The organism is Vibrio sp. JZG10, assembly GCF_054064075.1.
This window is the reverse complement of record NZ_JBSUGE010000012.1, coordinates 66,638-79,608: the sequence shown is the minus strand read 5'-3', so window position 1 is coordinate 79,608 and position 12,971 is coordinate 66,638. Positions and strand designations below refer to the sequence as shown.

Sequence of the window (12,971 nt, the reverse complement as noted above, 5' to 3'; positions counted from 1 at the left end):
TCCCAGTCTTCACGTGTTCGCCACTTGGCAATAGTTAAAACCTTTTGGTACCTTATAAGAATGGAGCATAAAATAAACCTTTTGAGGCTCAGGTTTAAAAAATTTATTATTTACGCGCTTACACTATACACCGTGATATCTACCAGCTTAAACTCAGTAACTTCCTCACAAAACTCTGGGTCGCCCCAAAGCTCACTGGGATTGTAGTTTAGGTGGACGTGGGCCAAAGTATCTAAGCAGGTTGTAAGAAAACGCTTTCACCTAACCTATGCACTGAAAACGCTAAGCGTTGGGAATCGCTCTTAAATGCTTTGTTGACTTAAAGGCTTAGGATTACTTTTTACTTTCCAAGATTTTTAGCCTTGATCTGTATGCAGAATGAAAACCAACGAAGAAGAATGCATTCGTAGCCACTAGAGCCAGTCCAGCAATCTCGGGCAAATTGTAGCCAGTTATCATTGAAAGAATATAGTACTGAGCACATGCAGCCATAACACACAGATAATGGACGAAGAAAAGTAACGCTCGGCGATAACTTTTCTTCAGATAACCTATAGAGCATCAATAATACATGTGAAAAACAAACCGTCTATAATGATAATATTATTAGCATTAAAACTAGCATCACAAACCTTCCGCTTGAAGTAGACATCTGCGAAGAAATTCCTTCTACGCACCTTTTGCATTTAAAAGAGACTGTTTGTTATAACTCTGATTTTGCCTTTGAGTATAGCTTATGCACAACTTCCAAATTAGAGAAATCTATACAATAAGCTATCTCTATCACGCAACCATTCTTGGACTTCGGACTCCTAATATTTGATTGCAATACGAGAAGAAAGAGCAAAATTTTTGAACAATTGCTCATCACTTTGGAAGACTAAAGGGCTTGCGCTGAGCCCAAAACTAAAAACAGCAACAGAAATAACGCTGACTAGTTTTCATAGGTTCGTCCCCCTTTGCTTCTAAGAAATCATGATTCAACTGACAAAAAAGTTATAACACCCGCTAGAGTGGTGAGTAACACTACCACACAACTTAATTCGACCACAGCAAACACAAAAGCAGAAGAAACCCAAAAACGCTAAGTATTGCGAATCACTCTTAAATGCTTTGTTATGTGCGTTCTAATTTACTGTATTTAAAGCTAATGTAGATTAAACTCCGTTCAGTAACTATTATGAGGCGCAGACTATGGAAAGTTTTCACAGCGATTACAGAAAAGAGTTATGACTTAGGGCAAGACGCATGACTACTGTACGATTTGTCGAGAGCACGGAAAACTGACCAGAGAAAATATTGTACCTCAAGGTTGCGGTAATGTTGAAGACAAAGTAATCGTTAAACCTAGGAACTTCTGAGAAACCCAAAGGAAACCCCTCTCAAGGCGGTATTCACTTTAGAACTGTTTGTGGAAAATGTAATAGCCTACTTGGAAGCAAATACGGCGGAGAGCTAATTGATTTCCGCAATGACATTGCTGAGCATCTTAGCAACCTAACTTTTGAGTACTCATTTAATAGAACGACCTACCGTCCGTATAAAACCTTAAAGTTAGCCAAAGCTTTCGTTGATCATTTGTTGGCAGCCACTAGCGTATTCAGACAGGCCACACGATCTTCTGTACACTGAGTTAGCCGAGTTTTTACTTAATGAAGCAGCCCCACTACCTGAAGATGTTGATATTTATTATTGGCTGTATCCATACAAACCGATAAAGATGCTTCGCTCTATTAGATCAATGAACATTCACAACCTGAGCTTTCGAGTTGCAGGAGATATATTAAAATTCTATCCGATAGCTTTTGGTATCTTTCGACTCTAAACCAACCTCAGACTATGGTTCAACAAAACTCAATTTCAGCTCAATTGATCGATGATGCTGTTGGTGTTGAAGTATCATATATAAATGCATAAGTGCGCTTAGACTAGATTTCTCAGAAAAACCTGGAGAAAATGAGGTACTACTAATGAATAATGAAATTTGCACCGTGGCTATTTAGCTGCAATAGTACATAACGCCGCGTTAAGGGGTGAGCAACGCTACCACCTAACCAAAACTATTGCACCGTAAACACAAAACCTAACCTTGAACTGAAAATGCCAAGCGTTGGGAATCACTCTTAAATGCTTTGTTAGCTGACTGCTAGCACTAGCTCAATCTATCACTCTCACTCTTATGACTTCCAACCTTTCAATGAGTGCGTCAGCCATCGACTTCAATTTATCTGGCTTTTTCTAGAGTAAGATTTCATTGTTGCTAATACATCAACTCTTAACTTTTCTAACTGATTGCTCTCATCACCTGTATGGTCTGTGAACACCATCCCTTCTAACTCATTTAATCATTTGTTAAAGGACTCAGGGTTTTCAGATAGTAAAAGTAAAGTATTCTGGGGCTCAATTTTTAACGCAACCAGCAATAAGGGCGAAACTTCTCCAGAAATAGCTCCGTCTCTACGCTTCCAAATTTCTACCAAAGAAAAAAGTGCAGGAACCATTTCCAAAGCTTCTTTTTTTCAAGGTTTGATTCTATAGATTGGTAGTTTTCTATCATCCAGTTATGTAAGAGATTCACCTCTTGGTTTTTAGCATACATTGGCAGTGAGAAAAAAACAGACATCATAAGCATTATTATATTCCTTATCATTGTTGCTGCTCCAACTGGTTAGATATATCTATGGTGATTTTTTATAGTTCGCAATTTCAGAAATATTTCTTTCAAAGCCAATTTGCTACTACCTACATAGTAATGTGACTTGGCTACTTTCCCCCATGTTTTACCAGGCATCAAACAGCCGAGAGTGTCTTGATGATAATTTCCGGCATGGATTAGAATGAATGACCTACCCGGAACATTTTGTAGTTCATATACATTAGGATACCTAGATGAACTATAAGACAATAATTTGTATGTGCCTGCTTTGATTCTTTTGTCAGAGCCCTCCGTCATAGAGTCTGGTCCTGCGGACTCAAGCACAAACCAACTTTTACTTACTCCTTCGATAGTCAACTTACCTAAAGTTGTCTCTCGCATTTGCTTTGTACAGTTTAGATTTAATTTAGCTTCATCTAACTTTTTCATTGTTCTGTACCTTACTATCACATCAATGAAATTAACAGAACAGTGTTATTACAACAGGTGTGTTTCATTATTAATGGAGGAATCGCTAACTTACATGAAATTGAGTGTTACGTTTTTTACACCAACTTTAGTGTAGACAGATAACACCCGCTTAAGTGGTGAGCAACGTTACCACAGCACTCAACCATTACACCGTAAACACTAAAACCAACGCATAGTAAAAATGCCACGCGTGCCGAACCACTATTGAACAATTTGTTATGTTTATTATCACCCGCCAGTACATTACCGTAAATGAGCCGAACCATTTTGCGGGCCACAAATTTAGCTTTTACCTGCTGCAAAAAAAGCAGAAAACCCCATAAATACAAAGGATATGAAGAGTGAAAACATAGAATATCGAATGACAGTAAACAACCAAGAACTACTTTTAGGATACTTCGAGATATTTTCGCTACTTCTTACGTAATTAAAGAGAAGCACACTAGGAAAAGAAACAAACAAACGTAGATCGTTTTATATCTACTCGGGTCTAGTATTTCCATCTGTAACCCGAGGAAAATACTACTCCCAAGGAGCATTATCATTGAAGATATGAGCACTAGAAAAGCCGCAAATGCTAGTAACTAATACACATCCATGAACTCTCCTTTTCCACAATAATCATTTAAATATTAACTATAGTTTTCTATACTCGACTAAGAAACATAACGCCGCGGTAAGGGGTGAGCAACGCAATACAAAAGCTTCCGTATACCACCTTAAACACTAAAACAAACGCATTGTAAAAATGCCACGCGTTGCGAATCACTCTTAAACAGTTTGTTATGTGACTTGCCCAAAAGCCTAATCACCAAAAAATAGTGGGGAAACAGCCAAGAGAACAGCACAGCTTAACTTAAAATAGAATACCGCTAGGAATACAAAATTCATCTTATTATTTTTAGGAACCGGAGTACCTAACAACACATCTGTTCTAGATGTAATACTTAGCGGAAAATATGTCTAATATAAACACTAAATCGACACTCAACGTTAATAATACCAAATCACCATTAATACGCATGAGAATTGGTACCAATAAAGGCATCAAAAAAAGCAAAGCAGACACATATAAACCAAAGCTTCAGTATGGAAGAAGTAGCAGCCCATTTAAATTTATTAGCTAATAGTTTGGGTATATACTCAATATTACTCCTTCTTTGTTCACTGGTGAACCCCACAAAAAGTAGATAGTACATAACTACATACTTTCGTACTCAACTGAGCTAACCTGCCCCAACGCTGAGTGTCTTCTTCTGCGATTGTAAAATACCTCGATGTATTCGAAGATGCCCATTCGGGCTTCTTCGAGTGTTTGATAGTCGTCTGCGTATATCTGTTCGACTTTTAGTCGACTGTAGAACGACTCCATCACCGCATTATCCCAACAGTTACCCTGCCGGTTCATGCTCGGTACACCTCCATGCTTACGCATGAAGTCTTGATATTTATATGCTCTGTATTGTAAGCGGGTAATGACGCCCTTAGGCGGCTTACGTGAATCAAATGCCATTTTTAGGGCATCGGTGATGAGCTCGACGGTCATCGTTGTCCCTAGCGACCAACCCACAATGCGCCTTGAATGCAGGTCCATCACTGTCGCCAAGAAGAGCCAACGGCTCTTCACCCAGATATACGTGATGGCCGTAACCCACTTCTAATTTGGCTTCTCAGACTCAAAGTCTCTACGCAGTAAATTGTCGGCAACATTCATCATAGCAGCCACATCCTTGCTGTATTTAAACCCTTTAACATTACGTGCCCTGATACCTTTTTCCTTCATGATATCAGCCACATAATTTACGCAGTAGGCATAGCTTTCAATGAACTCGTACTTCACTCTTGCGGCTTCGCGAAGTAGGCCGAGACCTTTTTTAGAAATTCCATTTCATCTTTGAGTCGCTTGCTCTCGCGCCTTAGCGCTCGAAGCACTTCGGACTCTTTCTTCAAGTAATCAACACCGTCTAAGGTGTTAAACTGTTTATCAGATAGGCGTGTGAACTGCTTCTTTGCGGAACTCTTCGGTGTACGCTGGATTACGATGTTTAGCCATAAATCACCTCTTAATTAGCCCCTAGATCTAACTTAGTAAAGTGTCTATTAAACGTGGGGTACTCGGGAACATAACGCCGCGTTAAGTAGTGAGCAACGCTACTACGAACCTAAACCATTGCGCCAAAAACACGAAAACCAACCTTGAACTGAAAATTCCAAGCGTTGGGAATCACTCTTAAATACTTTGTTATGTATAGCGGCTAGAGAGACCAATTGTAGCTTTTGAAAAACACATGATCTATAGGAAGATCCGGGCACAACAATGCCCCTTCAAGCGGCTTACTGACCGCGATTACTTTTGAAACCTCATCAATCATTACACCAACAGATTCAAGAGAACAGTTCTGTTCGACACTTACCCCCCATTTTTCAGCTTGATTAGAAGATATAGGTTGACCTAGAAGAATGGCTACTTTGTTACCTTTTACACTGAGTGTCTGTAAATCATCTTGAGCATTAACTGCCCAATTACATGGAGAAGTTAGTTTTGTTTCAAAAATGGTAGACTCTTCAAACAAAGTACAAGATGATCCATTGTTAACTGACAGATTAAATGCTAACGAAGAAAAACTAACAAACGATAAAAGTAGCGCAGTTATTTGTTTCACTGTTTTATCTCCCAAAACCAAACTTAATCACCAAGATTAATCCAATCAGGGGCGCCTCCCTTCATATGCTCGCCATCCCAAACGTCAATGTGATCGGTACTACCCCACCCATTCCTGATAAAGATAATCCCTCTCCGACCAATTAATGATTTTTCTCTTTGATCTTTAATAAGCTCTTTATTTCCAAATATATTAGGGTTAACAGAGATCCAATTTGCTAACTCTTGGGCTGCTAAAATGTGTCTAGGACTATGTTTAAAGCCAGGGTAGCAGCGCCTATTAGGATATTTTTGGTCAAAACTTGAAGTGTCGATACCTGTTTCCTCCAAAGCAACCCCCATACGAATAGCACGCTGATTAGGAAAATGAGCCCTATCACAAGGAGATTTTGGGTATGGATGGTTTTTCCATAACTTGGCAAATTGAATTACTGACACTGTACGTACCTCACTGAAACAAAAAAAGTACTCTAACACGCTCAAAGAAATCAAACCTGTTTCATATTAAATAGTGCGATCATTCTTTCGAAACTCGGATACATAACGCCCTGCTAAGGGGTGAGCAACGCAATACCGCTGCTTCCGTACACCACCTAAATCACTAAAATCAACGCATGGTAAAAATGCCACGCGTTGTGAATCCCTCTTGAGAATTCCCAGACACGACTCATTAGGTCTCACCAACTCTCACACAATCACCTAACCACTTGATTCAAAATAGAATAACACTCTTTCATAATCATTATTTCTCACTACATCTCACAGCTCTAGTACCCCCTTGCGTCCCCCTAAACCGATTGATAAGTTGAGGGGACACACACAAATAAAGGAGGGTAACAGCATGGCTGCTATCTATAAATTATCAGACACACAAATTAAAAAAGCAGAACCAAATGATAAAGAATACACACTATCGGATGGAGGAAACCTCTACTTAAGAGTACGTAATAATGGCTCAAAGAACTGGTTATTTATCTATACAGAATCTAACACCAAAAAACGCAAGAAAATCGGGCTTGGTTCATACCCTAGCCTAGCACTCGCCGAAGTCCGAAAAATAGCAAAAGAGCTTCGTACACAGATGGCAAATAACGTTGACCCGAAATTCTATCGTGATAAGCAAAAACTTGACCGAGCCATCGTCAGTGAGCGTACCTTCGAGTTGGTTGCCGAGCTTATGCTTGAACGAGACGAAGGAAAAGAGACGATCACTCGTAAAAAGTTACTTGAAGAAGCTCAGAAGGAAGCCGAAAAGAATGGTACAGGTTTTGGTGAAGAAGAAATCAAGCGTATTATGAATAAGGTGAGAACAAGTCATCGAAAGCGCTTGTTCTTCAAGCGTCATTTATACCCAAAGCTAGGCCACATACCTCTGAGCCTTATTACCACCACCGCCGTGATTGAAGTCATCAAACCGCTTCAAGCAAAAGGACAACTAGAAAACGTAAAACGCGCTTGTACTTTTGTTAACCAAGTCATGTATTTTGCTATTAATAGAACCTACATCAAGAGTAACTGGTTAGCAAATATCAAAGATGAGTTTGTTAAGCCAAAGGTAACGCATATGCCTGCTGTCCCTCCTAATGAGTTAGCAGAGGTAATGGCTACCATGTCAAAACACAATATGAAATTAGTCACTCGCTGCGCGTTTGAAATGCAACTCCACACGATGACACGAGCGTTTGAACTCGCCGCGATGCGATGGTGTGACATTGACTTTAAGTTGAAGCTTTGGACGGTGCCTAACTTTTACACTAAAGGTGCGCGTGAGCATCTCGTTCCACTGAACGAATATACGCTCGGCTTGTTAGCCTTTATGAAGCCCATTTCAGGAGACCAGGCGCATGTATTCCCATCTGATAAACAGAACACTAAGTTTCCTCACATCAGCCCATACGCTGTTACGTCATCATTAAACCTCACCACGTTAAAAGGACGCTTAGTCAGTCATGGATTCCGAGGTATCGCAAGTACCTACCTCAACGAGAACACTAACTTCAAAGTAGATGCCATTGAAATGTGTCTTGCCCATTTAGATCCAAATACGACCCGTGCCTCATACAACAGTGCTTTGTATCTCAATGAGCGATATGAGATTCATCAGTGCTGGAGCGATTATATTGTCAAATCAACAGGTAAATACTATTCCATTGCGGGACAGTACCGTACCGAGTGTAGACGGAGCGCGTAACAACCCACCTCTACCTGAGGTGTTACTGCTGAGCCTAAACAGTTTAGCTCCAATTCATTAACTCACCGTCACTTATGACACCCTCAACTAGTTTAGGGTGCAGCTTTCTGCATCCTAAATTCAGTAAATAAGGATTGTTTTAATGCCACATTCACACTTACCTCAAACTCACTTAAGCCAATTAGAAGTGAAGTCCATCAGCGAACACCCACACTTTGGTGAAATGCAAGCACTGCGCCGTATACGTCGAAAAGGCCGCCAAACCGTCACTCATCAAACTGAAAACATCGGAATAAGGCAACACCGTCAGCTTAGCGCCCATAATATCTCCACCAACCAGCATGGCATTTATCAAGTCAAAATCACACCGCCATTATCCTTAAGAATCTCAGCCCACACTAGGTCTCATTATTTTGTGGCACTGAAAACAGATGAACCGCAACATGCAATACGCAGAGCGAAAGCAGTACGCTTACAAGCTAAGTCCTTTTTCCAAAACAACCCACATACCCTTCCCGACTCTCTGTCATTGAGTCAGCAATTATTAGTGCAAATCCATTTAATGACTAAACATTTTCCTGTGGTTCGTGCTTACAAACACAAACCGTCAACAGACGATTTCCCATCCTTGCCCCCACTAGACTTGAGCAATGCAGAAGAGGACATTCGTTTTCCATACTTCAACTGGTTAAATGAATTGATGGTAGAGCGAGAGCATTCAGGGATGTCTCGATTCAGGCTCAGTCAGATTGCAGACTACCTTCATCATTTTTTACGCTTCGTTAACGACAACGACTCCAGCAGCAATGAAAGGTTATACATGCAGACGCGAGACATTCGTCAATATCGTAAGGCACTTCGCCAATCGAACATATGCCACAAAGAGCAAAAACAACGTATTGACGCCATTCGCTTTTACTTCCGCTGTCTGACCTATAGAGGTTATTACACTACCCCAAGACTGACACGTCCTCTTTTCTCTTAATAAGGAGTTTAACCATGATGATGACTAACCCCATACGCCTTAGCGTAATTTCAGCACTCGATGAAGGCCTGGCTTACTCCCATTCCGACTACTTTGCGCCGCTTCTGATGCAAGGTATTAGTGCCGTGGACATCGGTCTAATTGAGCTGGTCACCACGATATTACGCACTGAACCGTATCTCAATGAAGCCGACCTGCTCGAACGTGGGGTGAGCCAAAAACAAATCCAGCGGACGTTGGGTGGCTTTGACAACTTCAAGCAACTGTTGAAGATTGATGATTATTGTTTTAGCGATTTACTGCGAGATAACAAATGGGATATTAACCACGGCATTACGCTCTCGTACTTCCAATACCAGAAATTTTATCAAGATATACGCAGAGACTACATTCAAGGCCATATTGCTGACATGCATCCAAACTTATCGGTGTTACTCAATGATGCTTTCTCGATTCACTCCGTGCCTATCACCCGAAGCCATTACGCCACCGTTCCCGCTACAGACGTCGAAGCAGCGGCGGTGAGTTTTGCTTTACTGTTCCGCGACTACGAGTTTATTGATTATGACGAATCGAAATCGCTCCTGACTTTACAAGCGCATCGTCGCGATAAAGCCGCCGTCATAGAGGTGCGCTGCCTCGCTTCGAAATTTTGTCAAAACACCGCCGCTGGGATTTGTGTAGTGGATGACGCTCAAGCCATGACTAAGCTCAGAAATCAGAGAAAAATTCTTGATTTTAAAACCCTGATTGAGAGAAACACACGTAATACCACAATACCAACTTAGATGCTTTGAATGCCTCAAACATCTCATTACAACTAGAAATGCAGCTTTCTTGCAAGAAATATGTTTAACTCTCTTTTGGACATAAATGAGCCAGCGAGTTCACTATATTAGCAAAAGATGGATTAACTCAAGTATGGAAAGCTGCGATAGAAAAAAAGCAAGACCTTGCTGCTTCAGCGTTACTCTGACTCACCATTCCCCAAAGTATGTCCAGTAACATTGAAACAAGACTCGTCCGAGAGTCAATCAGTTCTATAATATCGCCACTAAAAGGCCACCTAACTGACAACCTTTCGATCATATATTGAAGAATTTATTATCTTGAGAAAGCTCTAGAATGATGTAGTTCTTGTACTTTTTGTAATCCTGCTCTTCAAGCTTATCAGACAACATAGAAACAATGTGTTGTCCTGATAGTTGAATTGATTCATCAAACATTTTACGAACGTGCTGTATATCGATTTCATCAATCGAATCATGTAGGACAAAGTTAGGTCTTAATGCTTGTTGGTCACAAACAGTCTTGATGTATGCTAAGTCAAATGTAACAACTTCCAGTCTTTTTAATCCACCCTCGTTGTTTGATTCTACGTCGTCGACATGTGGCGAGCATTCACCCTTTTCTTGATCTAAATGAAGACTGAAGTTGTACTCAACTCCGTAGAAATTGCGAGTGTAGTCTTTGAAGTTTTCAATATACTTTTCTTCAAAAGAGGTTACATTGTTTAGCTCAGTTTCAAGCTCACCAGCTAATTCAGCTAAGCTTTGTCTCTCAAGTATTAGCTTTGAGTCGATATCATCCTTTTTGTCGATTATGGCTGTTAGTTTGGCTAACTCTTTATCAAGCTTACCAATTTCCTTCATCGTGTCAGATATCTCTTCCATTTTCTTTTTCGATTTTAGTTCATCGAATAGGCTTTGCTTCTGAATTTTTAACTGGCCGAATTTGATAGTTGCTTTTTCATGTTGCTGTTGCAGTTTATCTAGTCCATGCGACACAAACTCTCGTTTGGTGCTCAACAGATGATCATGGAAAGCGAGTGCTTGCTGATAATCTTCAAGAGTAGATTCTATCTTTACAGAAGCATACTCGTAGATAGTACGCAGTTCATCGAGCAAATGATGCTGTTCACTAGTCTTTAGTATTTCATTGGTCCTAATAATGTTTTTGATTTTTAAACCTAAAGAAAGAATCAGGTCAGAAAGTGTGTTCTGCTCGTCATCTATCGTGTTGATTTTTGATACGATTTCTAGCTTATCAATGCCTTTTTCAGACGATGATAAAGACTTTTCTAACTTAGCGATTTCTTTCTTTATTTTAGAGACTGAGCCGACAATCTTATCTTGAGAAATGACACTATTAAAGGCTTTGAGATTTTTTTCATAACCCTTGATGGTGGTCTTTAGTCTGTGGATTTTACTGAGTATCTCAGTGTCATCAAAGTTGAACAGATACAGAAAAACCGTGTTGATATCGGATTTACTAACGTTCCTACCGTTGTCAAAGTTAACAGTCTTTGTCATACGGTGTTGTGTTGTTCTAAAGAACTTCGGAGCAAGTTTTCTGATCGTTGGTTTAGCAGAGTAGACGTTAAAAATACTGCCCATAATGTGCGCGATGTATTCTTTGCTTGTTACTTCTTGCCCGTTCAAAATGTAGTTTTGCAGTGTAGTATCGGTAGATAGTCTGCGCTTAATAACACTGTACTGATTGTTTAGGCCAAGGTACTCAAGCGATACGTATACTTCACTGTTTGTGAAAAGCTGTTCAATCTCTTGCTTTGGTGTTTGAAACTCATCATCAATGTAAATTGGGCTAATTGAGCCGTCAAACAAGTAGTCGAGGATTCGACCTAAAGTTGACTTACCAACGCTGTTACCAGGTGCGTCAGATTTCTTTTTACTCGTGATGATGTTTAAGTTGTCTAAAAACGGGATCTCTCGTATTTCTACACCGTTGATCTCTAAGAGAAATCTAAGTAGCTTCATTGATAAAAACCTCTTTGCTATCGTAGCCAATCGCAGAAATGATATACAGCCAATCCAACGCTAGAATTATGTGGTCCACGGACACAGAAAGCTCTTTAGTGCCGACTTTCATTAGCTGTGTGATCGTCATACGCTTTCTTTTGCGCTCATGAAGCTTTTTCAAGATAAAGCCACCAATGTAGAGCACATTCATCTCTGGGTGAGAGCCTTTAGTTGGTAGCATTGTTAGGATTCTCCAGTACGCAGCATTCAACAAAACCATGTGCAACAACAACGTTTAGCCCAATTTCTACTTGTTCTTTGTATTGAGTTACATTGGCTGAGCTATACACAAACTTTCTGAGCTGCTTGATAACATCGCTTATGATGTCGTCTGCGTGCTGCCGTACTTGCTCTATGTCGGGTTCAAATGAGTCAATGCCATACTTATCTAATGAATTGCAGTACATTTCATTAAGCAATTCCATTGCAGTTTGTTTTCCATTGATTATGTTTTGTTCTGCAAGAGTGTAGGCTTTTTCAATATGGGATGAATACGATTTGTACTGCAAGACAATACGACGCTTAGTCTTGAGCATGTTGTGGTTTATCTTTGTCGTAACATTTGCGGGAAACGACCGATCAGTTCGATCGATTCTCACGTTGGCAGATGCAATATCACCAATGATAACGTTAATAATGGAGTCAACGTTATTTTCTGGAGATTCTACATTGTAGAAATCACCTTCAATGTTTTGAATATCAAATCTTGTTTCACACATAGACAAGCCTAGAACTATTATTTGTTGTAAACAAAGTCGCCTTTGATTACACCTTGGTTAAAGTTGGTCTGGCCGTTTTGATGCACTTCTTGATAGTTATCGTGGATATCGTTCTTTTCGATTTCGACGATCTTCTGTTCTAAAGTAGTGTTTTGAACTTGTAATGCATTGTATGAAACTTCCAACGATTCGAACTTTTGTTGCAGCGTGCTGTTTTCGACCTTTAATTCTTTGTGATTAATGCTTAGATTATCAAATTTCTGCATAATTTTAGTCACGTTGCTTTTTTGAACAAAAGCATAAACACAGCTAACAACAGTACAGATCCAAGCGATAGCTACGAAAAGTGGGGTAGCAAAGATTTCCATTTTTATCTCAACATCTAGGCATATGAACCGTGTATTGTACAGTTCATATGCATTATGTACCACTAAAAGGTGTGTAACTTACTAAAAACTATCAAATTAC

At 39.9% G+C, this 12,971-nt stretch carries 10 protein-coding genes and 1 pseudogene; 3 read left to right on the top strand and 8 right to left on the bottom strand.

Annotated elements, in window-relative coordinates; all coding sequences use genetic code 11:
- Positions 1–2,668 precede the first annotated feature (2,668 nt).
- The 4 genes and pseudogenes from ACWYVB_RS14250 to ACWYVB_RS14235 all read right to left on the bottom strand — a co-directional run bounded on the left by ACWYVB_RS14250 (position 2,669) and on the right by ACWYVB_RS14235 (position 6,227).
- On the bottom strand, positions 2,669–3,085 hold the full coding sequence (locus ACWYVB_RS14250; RefSeq protein ID WP_074191393.1) for a DUF5675 family protein: 417 nt from the start codon (positions 3,083–3,085) through the stop codon (positions 2,669–2,671).
- A gap of 1,243 nt (positions 3,086–4,328) precedes the next feature.
- A pseudogene (locus ACWYVB_RS14245) lies at positions 4,329–4,772 on the bottom strand (IS3 family transposase); the annotation flags it as partial.
- A 610-nt stretch (positions 4,773–5,382) separates the two neighbouring features.
- Entirely contained in the window at positions 5,383–5,790 is a 408-nt protein-coding gene (locus ACWYVB_RS14240) for a hypothetical protein (RefSeq protein ID WP_457529253.1), read from the bottom strand.
- Positions 5,791–5,813: 23 nt separating this feature from the next.
- Positions 5,814–6,227, bottom strand: a complete 414-nt coding sequence (locus tag ACWYVB_RS14235; RefSeq protein ID WP_207546004.1) for a T6SS effector amidase Tae4 family protein — start codon at positions 6,225–6,227, stop codon at positions 5,814–5,816.
- Positions 6,228–6,630: 403 nt separating this feature from the next.
- Between ACWYVB_RS14235 and ACWYVB_RS14230 the strand changes: the two genes are divergently transcribed.
- The 3 genes from ACWYVB_RS14230 (at position 6,631) to ACWYVB_RS14220 (ending at position 9,753) form a co-directional block, all read left to right on the top strand.
- Positions 6,631–7,980 carry a tyrosine-type recombinase/integrase gene (locus ACWYVB_RS14230; RefSeq protein ID WP_140050350.1) on the top strand — a complete coding sequence of 450 codons (1,350 nt, stop codon included), beginning with the start codon at positions 6,631–6,633 and terminating at the stop codon, positions 7,978–7,980.
- Positions 7,981–8,122: 142 nt separating this feature from the next.
- Positions 8,123–8,965, top strand: a complete 843-nt coding sequence (locus ACWYVB_RS14225; RefSeq protein ID WP_140050349.1) for a hypothetical protein — start codon at positions 8,123–8,125, stop codon at positions 8,963–8,965.
- A gap of 14 nt (positions 8,966–8,979) precedes the next feature.
- Positions 8,980–9,753, top strand: a complete 774-nt coding sequence (locus ACWYVB_RS14220) for a hypothetical protein (RefSeq protein ID WP_120416704.1) — start codon at positions 8,980–8,982, stop codon at positions 9,751–9,753.
- Between the two features lie 297 nt (positions 9,754–10,050).
- Here the strand turns inward: ACWYVB_RS14220 and ACWYVB_RS14215 are convergent, their stop codons facing one another.
- Genes ACWYVB_RS14215 through ACWYVB_RS14200 form a run of 4 tightly spaced genes read right to left on the bottom strand, consistent with a single transcriptional unit; the run spans position 10,051 to position 12,871 of the window.
- Positions 10,051–11,742 carry a DUF2326 domain-containing protein gene (locus ACWYVB_RS14215; protein ID WP_120416705.1) on the bottom strand — a complete coding sequence of 564 codons (1,692 nt, stop codon included), beginning with the start codon at positions 11,740–11,742 and terminating at the stop codon, positions 10,051–10,053.
- On the bottom strand, positions 11,729–11,965 hold the full coding sequence (locus ACWYVB_RS14210) for an ABC-three component system middle component 6 (RefSeq protein WP_019282689.1): 237 nt from the start codon (positions 11,963–11,965) through the stop codon (positions 11,729–11,731). The genes ACWYVB_RS14215 and ACWYVB_RS14210 overlap by 14 nt, the downstream gene beginning before the upstream one ends.
- Complete coding sequence (locus tag ACWYVB_RS14205; RefSeq protein WP_019282690.1) at positions 11,952–12,503, bottom strand: hypothetical protein; 552 nt, start codon at positions 12,501–12,503, stop codon at positions 11,952–11,954. Before ACWYVB_RS14205 ends, ACWYVB_RS14210 begins: the two co-directional genes overlap by 14 nt.
- A 17-nt stretch (positions 12,504–12,520) precedes the next feature.
- Positions 12,521–12,871: a hypothetical protein gene (locus ACWYVB_RS14200; RefSeq protein WP_120416706.1), complete on the bottom strand. Its 351-nt coding sequence runs from the start codon at positions 12,869–12,871 to the stop codon at positions 12,521–12,523.
- Positions 12,872–12,971 lie beyond the last annotated feature (100 nt).